The organism is Pseudomonas sp. P1_F7 (assembly GCF_056405655.1).
On sequence record NZ_JBFUBR010000012.1, the window covers coordinates 107,668 to 125,329 of the forward strand.

18 protein-coding genes and 2 pseudogenes are annotated in these 17,662 nt (G+C 59.7%); 15 read left to right on the forward strand and 5 right to left on the reverse strand.

Annotation, left to right across the window (positions count from 1 at the left end; genetic code table 11):
- Positions 1 to 2: 2 nt before the first annotated feature.
- A complete protein-coding gene (locus tag AC1D1M_RS18480; protein WP_477776747.1) occupies positions 3 to 1,721 on the reverse strand; it encodes a C13 family peptidase in 1,719 nt (572 codons plus the stop codon).
- Positions 1,722 to 1,836: 115 nt separating this feature from the next.
- Entirely contained in the window at positions 1,837 to 2,292 is a 456-nt protein-coding gene (locus AC1D1M_RS18485) for a MaoC family dehydratase (protein ID WP_477776748.1), read from the reverse strand.
- A 193-nt stretch (positions 2,293 to 2,485) separates the two neighbouring features.
- Here AC1D1M_RS18485 and AC1D1M_RS18490 point away from each other — a divergent pair, with 193 nt between their 5' ends.
- The 4 genes from AC1D1M_RS18490 (at position 2,486) to AC1D1M_RS18505 (ending at position 4,443) form a co-directional block, all read left to right on the forward strand.
- Positions 2,486 to 2,848, forward strand: coding sequence for a CidA/LrgA family protein (locus tag AC1D1M_RS18490; protein ID WP_150726950.1), 363 nt, complete (start codon positions 2,486 to 2,488; stop codon positions 2,846 to 2,848).
- Positions 2,845 to 3,561, forward strand: a complete 717-nt coding sequence (locus tag AC1D1M_RS18495) for an LrgB family protein (protein WP_477776749.1) — start codon at positions 2,845 to 2,847, stop codon at positions 3,559 to 3,561. Before AC1D1M_RS18490 ends, AC1D1M_RS18495 begins: the two co-directional genes overlap by 4 nt.
- 10 nt (positions 3,562 to 3,571) lie before the next feature.
- Positions 3,572 to 4,162: an LON peptidase substrate-binding domain-containing protein gene (locus AC1D1M_RS18500; protein WP_477776750.1), complete on the forward strand. Its 591-nt coding sequence runs from the start codon at positions 3,572 to 3,574 to the stop codon at positions 4,160 to 4,162.
- A gap of 113 nt (positions 4,163 to 4,275) precedes the next feature.
- Entirely contained in the window at positions 4,276 to 4,443 is a 168-nt protein-coding gene (locus AC1D1M_RS18505; RefSeq protein WP_477776880.1) for a hypothetical protein, read from the forward strand.
- 81 nt (positions 4,444 to 4,524) lie between these two features.
- Here the strand turns inward: AC1D1M_RS18505 and AC1D1M_RS18510 are convergent.
- Positions 4,525 to 4,870, reverse strand: a pseudogene (locus AC1D1M_RS18510) (phosphatase PAP2 family protein); the annotation flags it as partial.
- Between AC1D1M_RS18510 and AC1D1M_RS18515 the strand changes: the two are divergent.
- Positions 4,871 to 5,038 (forward strand): annotated as a pseudogene (locus AC1D1M_RS18515) (LON peptidase substrate-binding domain-containing protein); the annotation flags it as partial.
- 220 nt (positions 5,039 to 5,258) lie between these two features.
- Positions 5,259 to 5,627, forward strand: coding sequence for a hypothetical protein (locus tag AC1D1M_RS18520; protein WP_477776751.1), 369 nt, complete (start codon positions 5,259 to 5,261; stop codon positions 5,625 to 5,627).
- Positions 5,628 to 5,821: 194 nt separating this feature from the next.
- On the opposite strand, the gene AC1D1M_RS18525 is transcribed toward AC1D1M_RS18520, so the two are convergent.
- Together AC1D1M_RS18525 and AC1D1M_RS18530 are read right to left on the reverse strand one after the other, a co-directional pair.
- A complete protein-coding gene (locus AC1D1M_RS18525) occupies positions 5,822 to 7,138 on the reverse strand; it encodes a bifunctional DedA family/phosphatase PAP2 family protein (protein WP_477776752.1) in 1,317 nt (438 codons plus the stop codon).
- A gap of 191 nt (positions 7,139 to 7,329) precedes the next feature.
- Positions 7,330 to 8,028: a DNA-3-methyladenine glycosylase gene (locus AC1D1M_RS18530; RefSeq protein WP_477776753.1), complete on the reverse strand. Its 699-nt coding sequence runs from the start codon at positions 8,026 to 8,028 to the stop codon at positions 7,330 to 7,332.
- 189 nt (positions 8,029 to 8,217) lie between these two features.
- Between AC1D1M_RS18530 and AC1D1M_RS18535 the strand changes: the two genes are divergently transcribed.
- The 9 genes from AC1D1M_RS18535 (at position 8,218) to AC1D1M_RS18575 (ending at position 17,653) form a co-directional block, all read left to right on the forward strand.
- The gene (locus tag AC1D1M_RS18535) at positions 8,218 to 9,489 is read left to right on the forward strand and encodes a glutamate-5-semialdehyde dehydrogenase (protein ID WP_477776754.1); all 1,272 of its coding nucleotides are present in this window, start codon (positions 8,218 to 8,220) and stop codon (positions 9,487 to 9,489) included.
- Between the two features lies 1 nt (position 9,490).
- Positions 9,491 to 10,180 (forward strand): nicotinate-nucleotide adenylyltransferase, encoded by a 690-nt coding sequence (gene nadD, locus AC1D1M_RS18540; RefSeq protein WP_477776755.1) that lies wholly within the window; start codon positions 9,491 to 9,493, stop codon positions 10,178 to 10,180.
- Between the two features lie 73 nt (positions 10,181 to 10,253).
- Complete coding sequence (gene rsfS / locus AC1D1M_RS18545; RefSeq protein ID WP_008022922.1) at positions 10,254 to 10,748, forward strand: ribosome silencing factor; 495 nt, start codon at positions 10,254 to 10,256, stop codon at positions 10,746 to 10,748.
- Between the two features lie 9 nt (positions 10,749 to 10,757).
- Positions 10,758 to 11,225 carry a 23S rRNA (pseudouridine(1915)-N(3))-methyltransferase RlmH gene (rlmH, locus tag AC1D1M_RS18550; protein ID WP_003185785.1) on the forward strand — a complete coding sequence of 156 codons (468 nt, stop codon included), beginning with the start codon at positions 10,758 to 10,760 and terminating at the stop codon, positions 11,223 to 11,225.
- 10 nt (positions 11,226 to 11,235) lie between these two features.
- Positions 11,236 to 13,131 (forward strand): penicillin-binding protein 2, encoded by a 1,896-nt coding sequence (mrdA, locus tag AC1D1M_RS18555; protein ID WP_477776756.1) that lies wholly within the window; start codon positions 11,236 to 11,238, stop codon positions 13,129 to 13,131.
- Between the two features lie 31 nt (positions 13,132 to 13,162).
- Entirely contained in the window at positions 13,163 to 14,266 is a 1,104-nt protein-coding gene (rodA, locus tag AC1D1M_RS18560) for a rod shape-determining protein RodA (protein ID WP_477776876.1), read from the forward strand.
- A gap of 17 nt (positions 14,267 to 14,283) precedes the next feature.
- Positions 14,284 to 15,294: a lytic murein transglycosylase B gene (gene mltB, locus AC1D1M_RS18565; RefSeq protein ID WP_477776757.1), complete on the forward strand. Its 1,011-nt coding sequence runs from the start codon at positions 14,284 to 14,286 to the stop codon at positions 15,292 to 15,294.
- Positions 15,294 to 16,301 (forward strand): septal ring lytic transglycosylase RlpA family protein, encoded by a 1,008-nt coding sequence (locus AC1D1M_RS18570; RefSeq protein ID WP_477776758.1) that lies wholly within the window; start codon positions 15,294 to 15,296, stop codon positions 16,299 to 16,301. Before mltB ends, AC1D1M_RS18570 begins: the two co-directional genes overlap by 1 nt.
- A 194-nt stretch (positions 16,302 to 16,495) precedes the next feature.
- The gene (locus AC1D1M_RS18575; protein ID WP_108231160.1) at positions 16,496 to 17,653 is read left to right on the forward strand and encodes a D-alanyl-D-alanine carboxypeptidase family protein; all 1,158 of its coding nucleotides are present in this window, start codon (positions 16,496 to 16,498) and stop codon (positions 17,651 to 17,653) included.
- The last annotated feature ends 9 nt before the right edge of the window (positions 17,654 to 17,662 follow it).

Here is a 17,662-nt window from a genome sequence, read left to right on the forward strand (position 1 = left end):
GCTTAGTTGCTGTTTGCATCCTTGCTTTCCATCGCTGCACTTTGCAGGGCTTTTCGTGCCTGTTGTTTGCGCAGTAGTTGCCAATGCGAGAGGACGGTTTTTGGTGCCCAGATCTGTGGTTCGGATGCTTCGAAGCCGTCTGCCAGCTCACGTTCGGCGACAGTGGCCTTGGCCAGTTTGAAGGCTTGTTCCAGATCATCGGTCTGGTTCAGGGCCTGGGCGAACAATGCATCGCCGAAGTAAGTGAAGTTGGCTTCCTCCGAGCAACCGAAGGACACTCGGTCGGCCCGCGAGGCCGTCATGATCAGGGTCCGTTCATCTTTGAGGGCGGGGATGAAACCGCCGGAGTAGCAGGACGAAATCACGATGATCTTGTCGCGGTTTTTCAATGGAGCGAGAACAGCAGCCATTTCGTCGGCTGGCAGATCGGCCAGCTCCATGCGTGGCTGGTCAAGCACCAGCTCGTGTTCGCTGGTGCCATGGCTGGTCAGGTAGATGAAAATCAGGTCTTCCGGCCCGCTGCGTTCAGCCAGTGTCAGGGCGGCGCGGCGCAGGTTTTCCCGAGTCGCCATCGGGCGGTCGGCGAGGTGATCACGATGGTTCACCAGGCGGATCTGGCCAAAGGTGCCGAACCGGGTGGTGAGCATGTTGGCGACGTAGTCGGATTCGCGCAGAAACACGCTTTGTTTGCCATCACCACCCAGGGTCAACGAATACAGCTCCACCGCCGGGGTCGAGGATGGAACGTTGGCCAGCGCCGTGTCGAGCAAGCGCCCCTGGGCCAGCAGGCCGAGCTCCAGAGTGTCGGGCAATAATTTGCCCTCGGCGTCGCGTACGCGCTGGCCGTTGATCCAGGTGCCGCTGAGCACGGTGCCGTCGGTCAACACCAATGTGCCGCGCCCCTGGTAACTGTCGTTGTCGAACTGGCCGGTGTAAAAACTGCCGTCAGACAGGTTCAGTCTGCCCTGGCCGGAAAAGCGCCAGTCATTGAACTGGCCGATGTAATGGCTGCCGTCAGTGCCGATCAACTCGCCCTTGCCGTTCAACGAGCCTTCCTTGAACTGACCAAGCCAGACATCGCCGTCGGCGTTTTCGTAGCGGCCTTTACCGTGCAGTTGATTGTTCTTGAAGCTGCCGACATAGATATCGCCGTCGGCGCTGTTGAAAGTCCCGTTGCCTTCCAGTTGGCCGTCGACGAAGTGCCCGGTGAACTGATTGCCGTTGCCGTCACCGCGCTGTCCTTCGCCATTGGGTTTGCCGTGGGCGAACTGGCCCTGATAGGAACTGCCGTCTTCGAGTTCGAGGCGACCCAGGCCAGCGTATTGATCGGCCTTGAACTCTCCGCGATAGCTCATGCCGTTTTCTTTGAGGGTGCCTTCGCCGTTGCGCCGGCCGGCTTTGAAGCCGCCGCTGTAGCTGCTGGCGTTGGTGGTCAGTGCCCCCTGACCGTCGAACAGACCCTGATTGAACTGCCCGCGATAGACCTCGCCATTGCTGCCATGCCATTCGCCCTGGCCATGCCACTGACCCCTGTCGAATTCGCCGGCGTACCAGCTGCCGTTCGGGTAGTCGATGCGCCCCTTGCCTTGCAGCAAGCCATTGACCAGGTCACCGCGATAGCGTCCGCCGTCGGGCAGGCGTGCGTCGGGGGCCAAAGGCGATTCGCCGTCGCCGCAAGCGGTGAGCATCAGGGTCAAGGCAAGGAGTGCAAGTGGGCGCATAGCGGATTCCGGGCAATTAGGCGAGGGAGTATGCCGCAGCTATGTGTCCTTAATATAGGGCGAGGCACCGCAAGAGGGCGCGAAACAGCAGGAGCTGCTTCGCATCCCGGAAGGTTTATACGAAGCACAGGGACAGGGGTTCGGCGATGTACGCCGGCTTGTCCGAACCTTCGATTTCCAGGGTGGTAGTGGCCTTGAGCAGCCATTGGCCGGGTTTTTTCTCGGTGACTTCGGTCAGGTCGACCTTGAGTCGCACTCTCGAATTGACCTTGACCGGCTGAATGAAGCGCACGCTGTCGAGGCCGTAGTTGACCACCATCTTCAAGCCTTCGGGCATGACGAGGATGTCTTCCATCAGTTTCGGGATCAGCGATAACGACAGAAAGCCGTGAGCGATGGTGCTGCCAAATGGCGTTTGCGCGGCCTTGACCGGGTCGACATGGATGAACTGAAAGTCTCCTGTGGCTTCGGCGAACAGGTTGATGCGGTCCTGGTCGATGGTGAGCCATTCGGAACGTCCAAGCTCCTTGCCGACATAATCTTTGAGCTCTGCAACTGGAACATAGGGCATTGAGACTCTCCTTGGGTTCATCGGTTTTATAGTTTTGAGTTGGGGGGATTTGACCTCCCGGCTTACCACTTTAGATCAACATGGCCAAACGCTCCGGTCAACTGACCATGCTTTTGGCGAATGCCGGTCTATAGCACGAGCATGCTTATAATGCCCGGCCAATGCGGGTGACGGATTTTGTGGGAGATCAACAATGTTGCTACGGGGTCTGACGTGGCTGGTGCTGTTCCAATTGCTCGGCACGGCGATCAATCATTTGTTTTTGCCTGTGCTGCCGGGGCCGATTGTGGGGTTGCTGCTGTTGCTGGTGTACCTCATCTGTCGCGGACAGGTCGGCGAGCCACTGAACCTGGCGGCCAGCAGCCTGCTGCGCTACCTGCCGCTGTTGCTGGTGCCGCCGGCCGTGGGCGTGATGGTCTATGCCGCCGATATCGCGGCGGACTTCTGGGCCATTGTCGGTGCGCTGGTCTTGTCGCTGCTGCTTTCGATGGCCTTCGCCGGGGTGCTGATGCAGCGCATGGTCAAGCGTCATGCTCAGCCTGAGGACGGCCAATGATCTTCGACTGGCACGGCGCCTGGGCGTCAGTGATTCATCATCCATTGTTCGGCATTGGCATTACCCTTGGCGCCTATCAACTCGTCCTGGCGGCATTCGAGAAAACCCGCTGGATCTTTTTGCAACCGGTGCTGGTCTCCATGTTGTTGGTGATCGGCGTGCTGGTGGGCTGCGGCCTGACCTACGCCGAGTACCGCAAGAGCACCGAGATCCTGAGCATCCTGCTCGGCCCGGCCACTGTCGCGCTGGCGGTGCCGCTTTACCTCAACCTGCGACGGATTCGGCAGTTGTTCTGGCCGATTTTTACTACGCTGGTGATAGGTGGTGTCGTGGCCACGGGCATGGGCGTGCTGCTGGGCTGGTGGTTCGGTGCCGAACACATGATCCTGATGACCATGGCGCCGAAGTCGGTAACCTCGCCGATCGCTATGTTGGTGGCTGAACAGATCGGTGGGGTCGCGGCGCTGGCAGCGGTGTTCGTCTTGATTACTGGCGTGATCGGGGCGATTTTCGGTCCGGCCCTGTTGACCCGCCTCGGCGTGCATAGCCCGGAAGCCAGGGGCATGGCACTGGGCATGACGGCCCACGCGGTCGGCACGGCGGTGGCGATGCAGGAAAGTGAAGAGTGCGGCGCCTTCGCGGCGCTGGCGATGAGCCTGATGGGTGTGGCCACGGCGGTTCTCCTGCCGCTGGCGGTGTCGATGGTGGTGTAAGGAAATGTCTATGAGTCTGCCGCTTTTTCCGTTGAACACAGTGCTGTTCCCAGGTTGCATCCTCGACTTGCAGATCTTCGAAGCGCGCTATCTGGACATGATCGGCCGCTGCATGAAGCAGGGCGGCGGATTCGGCGTGGTGTGCATCCTTGAGGGTGAAGAGGTCGGGATCGCCCCGGCCGGCTACGCGCTGGTGGGCTGCGAAGCGCTGATCACCGATTTCAAACAGCAGGAAAACGGTCTGCTGGGGATTCGGGTGCAGGGCGGTCGGCGTTTTCACGTTTTGCGGACCGAAGTGCAACGAGATCAGCTGACCGTCGCCGAGGTCGAGTGGCTGGAAGACGAGCCGGAGCAACCGCTGCAGGACGAGGACGCCGATCTGGTGGCATTGCTCAAGGCCCTGGCGGAACACCCGATGGTTGAAGCCTTGAACATGGGCACCGAAGCGACCGGCCAGCAGTCGCTGGCCAATCAGTTGGCGTACCTGTTGCCCTTCGCTGAACTGGACAAGATCGACCTGCTGCAACTCGATGATCCGCAGCAACGACTGGATGCGATTCAAGCGTTGCTGGATGAATTGCAGGGCGAGTTGTTTGCCTGAGCAGCATTTGGCAAAACATCAGCAGGTTTGCCAGCATTGCTGAACATCTGTGGGTTATTTAGTTTGTGGTCGTCCACATGACGTGGGCCAATTCATTAAAAGGAGTTAACACAATGACTATCTATTTACACGAACGCTCCGCCTGGGAAGCCGCTGCAGTAGGCTACTTGCTCAAAAATGTCAGTGCTGGTCAGTCTTTTGAAGACACTGCTGAAACTGCGTGCCAGTTGGCTGACGCATTGATTCTTGAAATGCGTAAGCGTCAGTGGAGCTCGAACTAAGTCCACGCGACTGACGCCCTCGGCTAATGAGCCGGGGGCTTTTGTGGGGCGAATCAATGTGCAACCACCCACCAGATACGCATACCGCAACACGAAGACCCCGAACAATTCCACCAGCGCCGGCAACACCAGCCACCAGACTTTTGGCGGCAGGGCGTTGAGCGGCTCCTTTCGCTGAACCAGCTATAGGCTGGCTACACAGACACACGCTGCCAACATCGCGCCGGCCATGACATCGGTTGGTCAGTGCGCGCCGAGGTACATCCACGACAAGGTAATCGCCATGGCCGGCGAGCGTAAGGAGCGGCGCAAAAGAACCCGATGCGTGGCCGCTGAGCAGGCTGTAACTGGTCAATGGATCGCTCAATACTTCCTGGCGCTCATGGGCAAAAAGCTGTTTGGTTGCGGTGTTAGCCAATACCGTGCAATTGGGACTGAAGCGACCGGGCAACAGTCGCTGGCCAATCAGTTGGCGTACCTGCTGCCGTTTGCCGAAGTTGACAAGATCGACTTGCTGCAACTTGATGATCCGCTACAACGACTGGATGCAACTCAGGCGTTGTTGGATGGGTTGCAGGGGGAGTTGTTTGCCTGATTAACAATGGTAAGTCGTCGATTGTTCAATTGAGTGTTGTTATTTGGTTTGATCTTCAATTTATTAGTTGGTTATTCAGGTGGCGGTCAGTTCGCTTGGTGGGTCTTTGTATTGAATTTTAATAAGTTTGGAGAGTGGTTTGTATTGATCGGTAAAGTTTAAGTGATTATATTTGCTTCGTCTGCATGAGGCAGGCATTACATATATAAAGGATTATTTTATGAAAGATTTAAGTGGCGATGAGCGTACGTTGTGGGCGCTGTGCTTTTCCCGGATTATGGTCCGGTATGTTTTCGCAAATGCACCGCAGGCCGAAGTTGAGTTCGCGGCGGACTCGGCAGCGAATGCGGCGAATGCGTTGATCCTGGTGCGACGTTCGGGATTGAATGCCGGCCGCGATAGATTTGAGCAGCAGCTCTGGGATGATTATGTGGGGGAGGCGATGATAAAATTCTCCACGGAAGTTCGTTGGAAGCTGGAAGACTATGTCGTCGTCGCTGGGAAAGTTTCCAATCAAGCCGATATAGCCATTGCGAAATATCGTGGCGTTGAAGAATCAGATTTACCAAGTTTCCCGTTCGGGGGCTAAAGTTTAATATAAGTTGTCGGGGTGCGCTGTTGCTTAACTTCAAGGCGATTCTTGATTGACCTGCTGTGATTGGGTGAATCGCCGAGAAGTTGTTTGCCTGGCATTATTGAAAAGGTCACAGCCTTTGGCAGCTTCTACAGGGCGAACACCCCATTCATGTAGGTGCGACTGAGGGCTGGGATCTTTTGCTTTATCTAGTACGCATACCGCAACATCGTATGCGGTAAATGCCGCAACACGAAGAAGCCGAACAATGCCAGCAACGCCGGCAACACCAGCCACCAGACCTTGGGTGGCAAGCTGTTGAGCGGTTCCTTGCGCTGGATCAACCACAGGCTGGCCGCACAGACACATGCCGCCAGCATTGCGCCGGCCATGACATCGGTCGGCCAGTGAGCGCCGAGATACACCCGCGACAAGGCAATCGCCATGGCCGGCAAACAGGCCACCAGCAACCAGGTCAGGCGCATCCGCGGCGGCTGTCCGCGGCCGGCCAGTACGGCGAGGGTCAGAAACAGCGCAAAAGAGCCAGACGCGTGGCCGCTGGGCATGCTGTAGCTGTTCAGCGGATCGCTCAGCACTTCGGGGCGCATGCGGGCAAAGAACTGTTTGGTCGCGGTGTTCGCCAATGCCGTGCAGAGCAGGGTGCTTCCGGCGAAAATCGCCGGGCGCCATTGGCGCATCAGCAACAGCAAACCTGTCAGCAGCGCGCTGAACAACAGCATGTTGCGGAATTCGCCAATCAGCGTGAAGACCACCGCCACCTCATCGAGCATCGGACTGCGATGCTCCTGCACTAGTGTCATCAGCCCTTGATCGAGGGCGCTCAGGTGCGGATAGCCGATGAACAACCCCGTCAGAATGAGAAAACTCATGCCAGCGATCAACGCTGTAGCCCTGCGATGCTGGCGCAAGCTGCTGGTCGCGCTCAACCCCACCATGACCGCAATGCTGCCGACAACGATCCCGGCCTGAGTCCAGAAACCTTCAGGCAGCGGCAGGCGAATGGCCGCGCCGGTAGCCCAGCCAGGCAGCAGATAAGCCACCGACCAGCCCGCACCGGCCAGCAGGCTGACGGCGATGAAGCGTGGGAAGGGCATGTCGCACATGCCGGCGACCATGGGCAGCATCGGGCGTAATGGCCCGATAAAACGCCCGACCAGCAGGCTGGCGATGCCATAGCGCTGGAAATAGGTCTCGGCCCCGGCAATCCATTCCGGGTGATGGCGCAAACCGGGCAGGCGTCGGATGTTCTGATGAAAGTGCCGTCCAAGGAAATACGAAACCACGTCGCCCAACACACCGGCGAGGAAGCCCAGCAGCAAGGTTTCACTCAGCGGTAACGCACCGCTGCCGGCCAGCACCGCAACGGTGAACAGTAAAACCGTGCCGGGGACGATCAGCCCGGCAATCGCCAGGCATTCCACAAACGCCACCAGAAATATTGCCGCCGCCAGCCATTGCGGGTTGACCGTCAACCAGCCGGTCACGCTATCGAGCCATTGGCCCATATAAACCACTCCATTGAATTCAATTGGCCCTTGGTGGGCAAACGCAAATTTTCGTAACGGCGCCGAACCCTGTGGGAGCGGGCTTGCCCGCGAATGGGCCCTTCCAGACGATATTATTGTCGCCTGACACACCGCCTTCGCGGGCAAGCCCGCTCCCACAGAGACTCACTTTTACTTCAAGTCCGGATAAGTCAGGACAGCACAAAATAATCGCGACCCTCGACCTGGCCCCGTCTTAGCGGGTTGCGCGTGCAATAAGCCGCGTAGGCAGCGTCGACAAAGCGGTACATCAGGTGTTCATCGCGCCCGTGGGGAATGCCCAGGCGTGTGGTCTGGATGATGTGGGCGGGCGTCTGGCCGACGTGCTCCACCAGCAGCACTTCATGGTCAAAGCGTTTGGCGTCCCACACCGGCACTTTCAGGCCCAGTGCCTTGCAGAGCAGGGTTTGCCCGGCGCAGAGTTTTTGTGACGGGCGAGGGTGGCCCTGGGCATCGGGATTGTTCAATAGCATCTGTGCCAGGCTGCCCGGCCCACTCAATTCATCGACCCACGGGTAAGCGGATTTGATCAGCACCGCGTTACCCGGCCCTTGGGCACTGAAGTTCAGCGAATCACCGCCCCGGGCGTAATACATATAAATGTGGCCACCATCCAGAAACAACGCCTTACGCTTTTCTGTGTAGCCGAGGGAGGCGTGGCTGCCTTTTTCCGCGCAGTAATAGGCTTCTGTCTCGATGATTCGGGCGCTGAGCCACAGGTCGTCGACCCGATGGCGTATGACTTTACCCAGTAAATCCCGAGCCAGAATTTGCGCGTCGCGGTCGAAAAACGCGTCCGGAAGGCCCGTGGGCAGGCTCGCAGCGGACGCTCGAACAGTCAGGTTGGACATGATGAACGACGTTTATCAGGGCTGATTGAGTCGTGATGATAACAATTTGCAGCTTAATCCCGGCTGAACGTCGGCAAATTGCCCTCCATTTCGACCATCCGCCCGTCACCGCTGTTAGTCGGTGGGCGCGACAGCTATAATCTGCCGCTTTACTCTTTACCAAGACCTAATCAAAGACCACGCCAGACCATGACTGAGTCCGTTCTTGACTACATGACCCGCCTGGGTTGCGCTGCCCGCGAAGCTTCCCGCGTGATCGGCCGTGCCAGCACCGCGCAGAAAAACCGCGCCCTGCAGGCCGCCGCCAATGCGCTGGACGCTGCTCGTGCCGAGCTGACGGCGGCCAATGAGCTGGATTTGGCCGCCGGTCGCGCCAATGGTCTTGAGCCAGCCCTGCTCGAACGCCTGGCACTGACCCCGGCGCGTATCGACGGCATGATCGTCGGCCTGCGTCAGGTGGCAGCCCTGCCGGACCCGGTCGGCGCGATCCGTGACATGAGTTTCCGCCCGTCCGGTATTCAGGTCGGCAAGATGCGCGTGCCACTGGGCGTGATCGGAATCATCTACGAGTCGCGGCCGAACGTGACCATCGATGCCGCGAGCCTGTGCCTGAAGTCCGGTAACGCGACCATCCTGCGTGGCGGTTCCGAGGCGATTCATTCCAATCGAGCCATCGCCGCCTGCATTCAGCGCGGTCTGGCCGAGGCCGGTCTGCCGGCCGCCGTGGTGCAAGTGGTCGAAACCACCGATCGCGCTGCCGTCGGCGCGCTGATCACCATGCCTGAATACGTCGATGTCATCGTGCCGCGCGGTGGCCGTGGCCTGATCGAACGCGTCAGTCGTGATGCCCGCGTACCGGTGATCAAGCACCTGGACGGCATCTGCCACGTTTACGTGAGTGAACACGCCGATCTGGCCAAGGCCCAGCGCATTGCGTTCAACGCCAAGACTTACCGTTATGGCATCTGCGGTGCCATGGAAACGCTGCTGGTCGATCAAACCGTCGCCAGGGATTTCCTGCCAGCGATGGCGGCACAGTTTCGCGAAAAAGGCGTCGAGCTGCGCGGTTGCGAGCGTACCCGGGCAATCATCGATGTCGTGGCCGCTACCGAAGAAGACTGGAGCACCGAATACCTGGCGGCGATTCTGTCGATCCGTGTGGTCGACGGACTGGGCCAGGCCATCGAGCACATCAATCATTACGGTTCCCATCACACCGATTCGATTGTCAGCGAACACCAGGGCGACACCCGGCGTTTCGTGGCTGAAGTCGACTCCTCGTCGGTGATGATCAATACCCCGACGTGCTTCGCCGATGGCTTCGAATACGGATTGGGTGCCGAGATCGGCATTTCTACTGATAAGCTGCACGCCCGCGGCCCGGTGGGCCTCGAAGGGCTGACCTGCGAGAAGTACATCGTGGTCGGCGACGGGCAGTTGCGCGGACAGGAGCCGGTCTGACTTGGGCGACTTAGACCCGTCAGCCCCGGTCGCCGTCAGCGAGCCAGCTCCTCGCCGCATTGGCGTGCTGGGCGGAACGTTCGACCCGGTGCACATCGGCCATTTGCGCGGTGCGCTGGAGGTCGCCGAAACCCTGGCGCTCGATGAACTGCGTCTGACACCCAGTGCCAGGCCGCCCCATCGGGACAAGCCGCAGGTGTCGGCGAAAGACCGTCTGGCGATGGTCGAGTGTGCGGTGGCCGGTGTGGCGCCGTTGGTGGTGGACGCCCGCGAATTGCAGCGGGACAAACCGTCCTACACCATTGATACCCTGGAGCTGATGCGCGCCGAACTGGCCGCAGATGACCAGGTTTTTCTGCTTTTGGGCTGGGACGCTTTTTGCGGCCTGCCCACTTGGCACCGCTGGGAAGAGTTGCTCCAGCATTGCCATATCCTGGTGTTGCAACGCCCGGATGCCGACAGCGAACCGCCGGATGCCTTGCGCAACCTGCTGGCGGCGCGCTCGGTGAGCGACCCGCTGGCCCTCAAAGGGCCGAGCGGACAGATTGCATTCGTCTGGCAGACACCGCTCGCGGTATCCGCCACCCAGATCCGTCAACTGCTGGCCAGCGGTAAGTCGGTACGTTTCCTGGTGCCCGACGCGGTCCTGGCCTACATCGATGCGCACGGACTCTACCGTGCGTCGAACTGAATAGGAGTGCCTCAAGGCACGTGGCAACAACGTGTATTGAAGCGCCCGAACATACGAGCAAAACGAGTTTTATATGACGAACAACGACGTAAACAAAGTTAAGCGCAAAGGCACGTTCAAGAGTGCCCCGCTGCCTGAGAAGGTCCTCGCTGCCGAGCCTCCTAAAGGCGACGAGCTGGTCAAGATCGCCGTAGCCGCCCTGGAAGACGTCAAGGCCCAGGACGTGCTGGTGATTGATGTTCGCGACAAGCAGAGCATCACTGACTACATGATCATCGCCACCGGTACCTCCAACCGCCAGATCGGCGCGATGCTGGACAAGGTTCGCGAGGCCGTCAAAGCCCTGGGTATCAAGCCGCTGGGTGAAGAAGGCAAGGGCGACAGCGACTGGGTTCTCCTGGACATGGACGACGTGATCGTCCACATGATGACCTCCAACGCTCGTCAGTTCTACGACCTGGAGCGCCTGTGGAAAGGTGCCGAGCAGAGCCGTGCCGCCGATGGCAAACACCACAGCCCTGAAGTTGGTCACGAGCATTTCAACAAGCTCAACAAAGACCAGGAATAAGGGACCGCTGTGCGACTGCGACTGATCGCCGTCGGTTCACGCATGCCCAAATGGGTGGAAGAAGGCTGGCATGAATATGCCAAGCGTCTTCCGTCCGAGCTGGCGCTGGAACTGGTGGAAATACCGCTTAATACCCGTGGCAAGAACGCCGACGTGGCCCGTTTCATCCGCCAGGAAGGCGAAGCCATGCTGGCCAAGGTCGGGCCGAACGAGCGGATTGTCACACTCGAAGTCCATGGCAAGCCCTGGAGCACCGAGCAACTGGCGGTCGAGCTCGATCGCTGGCGGCTGGATTCGCGCACCGTCAACTTCATGGTCGGCGGCCCCGAAGGGCTGGCGCCGGAAGTCTGTGCCCGGGCTGACCAGCGCTGGTCGTTGTCGCCGCTGACCTTGCCGCACCCGCTGGTGCGGATTCTGATCGGCGAACAGTTGTACCGTGCCTGGACCGTGCTGTCCGGTCACCCTTACCACAAGTAGTTCTGCCCTCATGTCCCAGCCGATCCGCATCAAGGACCACGAAAAAGACGCCCGTCTGGTGCGTGGCCGCGTCGTGTTCGGGGCAATCGCCGTGGTGGCGCTGATCTGCGTACTGATCGCGCGCCTGTATTTCTTGCAAGTGATCCAGTACGAGTACCACTCGACCCTGTCGGAAAACAACCGCGTTCATGTGCAGCCGATTCCACCCACTCGTGGGCTGATTTTCGACCGCAATGGCGTGGTGATTGCCGACAACCGGCCCAGCTTCAGCCTGAGCATGACCCGCGAGCGGTCCGGCGACTGGCAGCAGGTGCTCGACGTGATCGTCGAAGTGCTGGAGCTGACGCCCGAGGACCGGGTGATCTTCGAGAAGCGCATGCGTCAGGGGCGCCGGCCGTTCGAGCCGGTGCCGATCCTGTTTGAGCTGACCGAAGAGCAGATTGCCCGCATCGCCGTGAACCAGTTCCGCCTGCCGGGCGTGGAAGTGGTCGCGCAACTGGTTCGTCACTATCCCCAGGGTGCGCACTTTGCGCACTCGGTGGGTTACATGGGGCGGATCAACGAGAAAGAGCTCAAATCGCTGGACCCGGTCAGTTATAGCGGCACCCATCAAATCGGCAAAACCGGCATCGAGCGCTTCTATGAGCCGGAGCTGCATGGTCAGGTGGGTTACGAGGAGGTCGAGACCAACGCTCGGGGCCGTGTATTGCGGGTGCTCAAGCGCACCGAACCGGTTTCCGGCAAAGACATCGTCCTGAGCCTGGACATCAAATTGCAGGAAGCCGCCGAAGCTGCGCTCGGTGGTCGTCGTGGCGCGGTGGTAGCGCTGGACCCGAAAACAGGTGAAGTGCTGGCGATGGTCAGCCAGCCGAGTTTCGACCCGAACCTGTTCGTCACCGGCATCAGCTCCAAGGCCTATTCCGAGCTGCGCGACTCCATCGACCGGCCGCTGTTCAACCGCGTACTGCGCGGTCTGTACCCGCCGGGCTCGACCATCAAGCCTGCTGTGGCGATTGCCGGTCTGGATTCGGGCGTGGTGACTGCCTCGACCCGGGTGTTCGACCCTGGCTACTACATGCTGCCCAACTACGATCACAAGTACCGCAACTGGAACCGCACCGGCGATGGATTTGTCGACCTCGACACGGCGATCATGCGTTCCAACGACACCTACTTCTATGACCTTGCCCACAAGCTAGGGATCGATCGGTTGTCGTCGTACCTGTCCAAGTTCGGTATCGGTCAGAAGGTTTCCCTGGACATGTTCGAGGAGTCGCCGGGTCTGATGCCGACCCGCGAATGGAAGCGTGCGACCCGCCGGCAGGCATGGTTCCCGGGCGAAACGCTGATTCTCGGGATCGGTCAGGGCTACATGCAGTCGACCCCCCTGCAGCTGGCCCAGGCCACGGCGCTGGTGGCCAACAAAGGCATCTGGAACCGTCCACACCTGGCCAAGACCATCGAAGGCGAGAAACCGGTGGATCAGAACCCTATGCCGGACATCATCCTGCGCGACCCGTCGGACTGGACCAAGGTCAACCACGGCATGCAGCAGGTTATGCACGGTGCCCGTGGTACGGCGCGCAAGGCTTCGATCGGCGCGCAATACCGCATCGCCGGCAAGTCGGGTACGGCCCAGGTGGTCGCGATCAAGCAGGGTGAAAAGTACGACCGTTCCAAGGTCCAGGAACGTCACCGTGACCACGCCTTGTTCGTCGGCTTCGCGCCGGCCGACGACCCGAAAATCGTGGTGTCGGTGATGGTCGAGAACGGCGAGTCCGGCTCCGGCGTCGCCGCGCCGGTGGTGCGTCAGGTCATGGACGCCTGGCTCCTGGACCAGGACGGTCGGTTGAAGCCCGAATACGCCAGCCCTATCAGTGCAGAGGCCACCGCCCGTGATGAATAACTTCGATCGCATGCTCTCCAGTGAGGATGTGATGCGTCGCCGTGCGACGCTGCTGCAACGCCTGCACATTGACGGCCCACTGCTGATCCTGCTGCTGACCCTCGCCGCCGGCAGCCTGTTCGTGTTGTATTCGGCCAGTGGCAAAAGCTGGGATCTGCTGGGCAAGCAAGCCACTTCGTTCGGCATCGGCCTGGTGTCGATGATTGTCATCGCCCAGTTCGAGCCGAGATTCATGGCGCGCTGGGTGCCGCTGGGCTACGTGGTCGGGGTAATGCTGTTGCTGGTGGTGGACATCATGGGCCACAACGCCATGGGTGCCACCCGCTGGATCAACATTCCCGGCGTGGTCCGCTTCCAGCCCTCGGAATTCATGAAGATCCTGATGCCGGCAACGATTGCCTGGTACTTGTCCAAACGCACCTTGCCGCCCCAACTCAAGCACGTGGGCGTCAGTCTGATGCTGATCGGCGTGCCATTCATTCTGATCGTGCGTCAACCGGACCTTGGCACTTCGCTGCTGATCCTGGCCGGTGGCGCTTTCGTGCTGTTCATGGGTGGCTTGCGCTGGCGCTGGATCCTCAGCGTGCTGGCCGCCGCCGTGCCCGTGGCGGTTGCCATGTGGTTCTTCATCATGCACGACTACCAGAAGCAGCGGATTCTGACGTTCCTCGACCCGGAGAGCGATCCGCTCGGTACTGGCTGGAACATCATCCAGTCCAAGGCCGCCATCGGCTCCGGCGGTGTGTTCGGCAAGGGGTGGTTGCTGGGCACCCAGTCGCACCTGGACTTCCTGCCGGAAAGCCATACCGACTTCATTATTGCCGTATTGGGTGAAGAGTTCGGCCTGGTGGGGATCTGCGCGCTGTTGCTGATCTACCTGCTGTTGATCGGCCGCGGCCTGGTGATTACCGCCCAGGCGCAGACATTGTTCGGCAAGTTGCTCGCGGGCAGCCTGACCATGACGTTTTTTGTTTATGTTTTCGTCAACATCGGTATGGTCAGTGGCCTGTTGCCGGTGGTAGGGGTGCCGTTGCCGTTCATTAGCTACGGAGGAACTTCGCTGGTGACGCTGCTGTCAGCGTTTGGGGTTTTGATGTCGATCCATACCCATCGCAAGTGGATCGCGCAGGTTTGAATAAGGTGAGATTTTCAATGCAAGTAATGCGTGGCTGGGCGACTCGATACGCGCCATGGGTCGGCCTGGTAAGCATCCTTGGCACCGTGCAGGAAGCGTTGGCCGGCGACTACGAGGGCTCACCCCAGGTGGCCGAATTCGTCGGTGAAATGACCCGCGACTACGGTTTCGCCGGTGAACAATTGATGGGCGTGTTCCGCGAAGCCGAGCGCAAGCAGTCGATTCTGGACGCCATCTCGAAACCCGCCGAGCGGGTCAAGCAGTGGAACGAATATCGTCCGATGTTCATCACCGATGCGCGCATAGCCCGGGGTGTGGATTTCTGGCGTCAGCACGAAGCGGTGTTGGCCCGTGCCGAGCAGGAATACGGTGTGCCGGCCCAGGTGATTGTCTCGATCATCGGCGTTGAAACCTTTTTTGGCCGTAATACCGGAAATTTCCGGGTGATCGATGCCTTGTCGACCCTGGGTTTCGACTATCCTCCCCGTGCCGAGTTTTTCCGCAAGGAATTGCGTGAGTTCCTGCTGCTGGCTCGCGAAGAACAGGTCGATCCGTTGACGCTCAAAGGCTCCTACGCTGGCGCAATGGGCTTGCCGCAGTTCATGCCGAGCAGTTTCCGCGCCTATGCGGTGGATTTCGACGGTGATGGCCATATCAACATCTGGACCAACCCGGACGATGCCATTGGCAGTGTCGCCAGTTACTTCAAGCGTCATGGCTGGGTCGCTGGCGAACCGGTAGTCAGCTCTGCCGATGTCCGTGGCGATCAGGTCGACGAGGGTTTGACCTCAGGAATCGAACCGACGAAAACCGTCGGGGAGTTGCGAGCCCTGGGGTGGTCAAGTCATGATGCGCTGCGCGATGATATGCCGGTTACTGCTTTCCGCCTGGAAGGCGACAATGGCCCCGAGTACTGGATGGGCCTGAAGAATTTTTACGCGATCACGCGTTATAACCGCAGCGTGATGTACGCCATGGCCGTACATCAACTGTCTGAGCAGCTGGTCCAAGCACGGGGCGTCAAGTAATGCGGGCATTGCCTATCAATAAACCCCTGAAGCTGATGGCATTTGCCGCGTTGGCAGTGCTGGTCGCCAGTTGTTCGACCAGCCGTGCGCCGGCCCAGAAATCCACCACCGCCGTGCGCTCGACGCCGGGGCTGGACATCAATCGCGCCCACAAGGATGGCGCACCGTGGTGGGATGTCGATGTTTCGCGCATCCCGGACGCCACGCCGACCCTGCACACTGGCCCATACAAGGCCAGCCCGTACTCGGTATTGGGCAAAACCTATTTCCCGCTGCAAGAATCCAAGACCTACGCGGCTTCGGGCACGGCGTCCTGGTACGGCACCAAGTTCCACGGTCAGAACACCGCCAACGGTGAAGTGTATGACCTGTACGGCATGAGTGCCGCGCACAAGACATTGCCACTGCCGAGTTACGTTCGGGTGACCAACCTGGACAACAACAAGAGTGTGATCCTGCGAGTCAACGACCGCGGACCGTTCTATTCGGACCGGATCATCGACTTGTCCTACGCAGCCGCCAAGAAGCTCGGTTATGCCGAAATCGGCACTGCGCGTGTCAAGGTCGAAGGCATTGATCCACAGGCGTACTGGGCCGCCAAAGGCCGTCCGGCGCCTTTGATGCTCAACGAGCCGCAAGTCGCGCAGAATAGCGCCCCGGTGATCACGGCTTCGGCCGGCACCGTCGAGCAATGGACGCCGCCGCCGCAGCAGCACGCGGCCGCGGTGGTGCCTGTACAGCTTGATGCAAAAAAAAACGCTTCTGTACCAGCCTCTGGCCAGTATCTGCAGGTGGGCGCGTTCGCCAACCCGGACGCTGCAGAACTCCTGAGATCGAAGCTCAGCGGGATGGTGAGCGCTCCGGTGTTCATCAGTTCGATCGTGCGCAATCAGCAGACCCTGCACCGGGTTCGCCTGGGCCCGATTGGATCGCCGGGTGAAATCCAGCAGGTGCAGAATAGCGTGCGCCTGGCCAACCTGGGTTCGCCAAGTGTTGTGACTGAGTAAGACTTTGAGCAATACGTAGAACTTGATTGACGGTTCGCTTGCCATTGGGGGCGGACCAGGTTGTTGACTCGTTAAAGAATAAAAGCCCGGCAAAGGGTGACTGGAGTTTGCAACTGAACACACGATGACTCGTTAGAAAGTCATTTGATTAGTTTTGCCTTCGGGCAGTTTCCATTAGCGATTTCGAGAGACGGATGAACATCACCACCTTTGCCAAACGCCTGTTCCTGCTAGTCCCGCTGCTCCTCTCACCTGCCGCGTTCGCGGTCGAGATGATGCCGTCGCCACCGCAACTGGCCGCCAAGGCCTATGTGCTCATGGATGCCAGCAGCGGCAACGTGCTGGTCGAGAACAACGGTGACCAGCGTCTGCCGCCGGCCAGCCTGACCAAGCTGATGACCGCGTACATCGCGACCCTGGAAATCCGTCGTGGCCAGATCGGCGAAAACGATCCGGTGACCGTCAGCGAAAACGCCTGGCGTACCGGCGGTTCGCGGATGTTCATCAAGGTCGGCTCGCAGGTCACCGTCAGCGACCTGCTGCACGGCATCATCATCCAGTCGGGCAACGACGCCAGCGTCGCGCTCTCCGAGCACATCGCCGGCAGCGAAGACGCCTTCGCCGACCTGATGAACAAGACCGTCGCCGACCTGGGCATGACCAACACCCACTTCATGAACCCGACCGGCCTGCCGAACCCTGAGCACTATTCGTCGGCTCACGACATGGCTGTGCTGGCCCGCGCGATCATCCACGAAGACCCGGCTCACTACGCGATCTACTCGCAGAAAGAGTTCTTCTGGAACGGCATCAAGCAACCCAACCGCAACCTGCTGCTGTGGCGCGACAAGACCGTCGACGGCCTGAAAACCGGCCACACCGACGAAGCCGGCTACTGCATGGTGTCTTCGGCCGTGCGTGATGGCATGCGCCTGATCGCCGTGGTGTTCGGCACCAACAGCGAAGTGGCTCGTGCCGCAGAAACCCAGAAACTGCTGACCTACGGTTTCCGCTTCTTCGAAACCCAGACCTTCTATCAGAAGGGCGCCGAACTGGCCCAGGCACCTGTCTGGAAAGGCTCCACCAATCAAGTCAAGGCCGGCCTGGCTGAAGACTTGACCATGACCCTGCCGAAAGGCCAGCTGAAAAAGCTCGCTGCCAGCATGACCATGAACCCGCAACTGATCGCGCCAATCGCCAAGGGCGACGTGATCGGTAAAGTCGAAGTGAAACTGGACGACAAGGTCGTGCACAGCGCTGATCTGATCGCTCTGGACGCTGTCGAGGAAGGTGGTATCTTCCGCCGCATGTGGGATAGCATCCGTCTATTCTTCTACGGCTTGTTCAACTGAATTTAGTGT

Excerpts from the sequence above, each read along its gene's own strand:
- AC1D1M_RS18570 (WP_477776758.1), top strand. The coding sequence starts at position 15,294 with ATGCGGGCATTGCCTATCAATAAACCCCTGAAGCTGATGGCATTTGCC.
- rodA (WP_477776876.1), top strand. The coding sequence starts at position 13,163 with ATGCGTCGCCGTGCGACGCTGCTGCAACGCCTGCACATTGACGGCCCA.
- AC1D1M_RS18525 (WP_477776752.1), bottom strand. The coding sequence starts at position 7,138 with ATGGGCCAATGGCTCGATAGCGTGACCGGCTGGTTGACGGTCAACCCG.
- AC1D1M_RS18535 (WP_477776754.1), top strand. The coding sequence starts at position 8,218 with ATGACTGAGTCCGTTCTTGACTACATGACCCGCCTGGGTTGCGCTGCC.
- AC1D1M_RS18495 (WP_477776749.1), top strand. The coding sequence starts at position 2,845 with ATGATCTTCGACTGGCACGGCGCCTGGGCGTCAGTGATTCATCATCCA.
- AC1D1M_RS18520 (WP_477776751.1), top strand. The coding sequence starts at position 5,259 with ATGAAAGATTTAAGTGGCGATGAGCGTACGTTGTGGGCGCTGTGCTTT.
- AC1D1M_RS18530 (WP_477776753.1), bottom strand. The coding sequence starts at position 8,028 with ATGTCCAACCTGACTGTTCGAGCGTCCGCTGCGAGCCTGCCCACGGGC.
- AC1D1M_RS18485 (WP_477776748.1), bottom strand. The coding sequence starts at position 2,292 with ATGCCCTATGTTCCAGTTGCAGAGCTCAAAGATTATGTCGGCAAGGAG.
- AC1D1M_RS18480 (WP_477776747.1), bottom strand. The coding sequence starts at position 1,721 with ATGCGCCCACTTGCACTCCTTGCCTTGACCCTGATGCTCACCGCTTGC.
- mrdA (WP_477776756.1), top strand. The coding sequence starts at position 11,236 with ATGTCCCAGCCGATCCGCATCAAGGACCACGAAAAAGACGCCCGTCTG.
- AC1D1M_RS18505 (WP_477776880.1), top strand. The coding sequence starts at position 4,276 with ATGACTATCTATTTACACGAACGCTCCGCCTGGGAAGCCGCTGCAGTA.
- AC1D1M_RS18575 (WP_108231160.1), top strand. The coding sequence starts at position 16,496 with ATGAACATCACCACCTTTGCCAAACGCCTGTTCCTGCTAGTCCCGCTG.
- AC1D1M_RS18500 (WP_477776750.1), top strand. The coding sequence starts at position 3,572 with ATGAGTCTGCCGCTTTTTCCGTTGAACACAGTGCTGTTCCCAGGTTGC.
- mltB (WP_477776757.1), top strand. The coding sequence starts at position 14,284 with ATGCAAGTAATGCGTGGCTGGGCGACTCGATACGCGCCATGGGTCGGC.
- AC1D1M_RS18490 (WP_150726950.1), top strand. The coding sequence starts at position 2,486 with ATGTTGCTACGGGGTCTGACGTGGCTGGTGCTGTTCCAATTGCTCGGC.
- rsfS (WP_008022922.1), top strand. The coding sequence starts at position 10,254 with ATGACGAACAACGACGTAAACAAAGTTAAGCGCAAAGGCACGTTCAAG.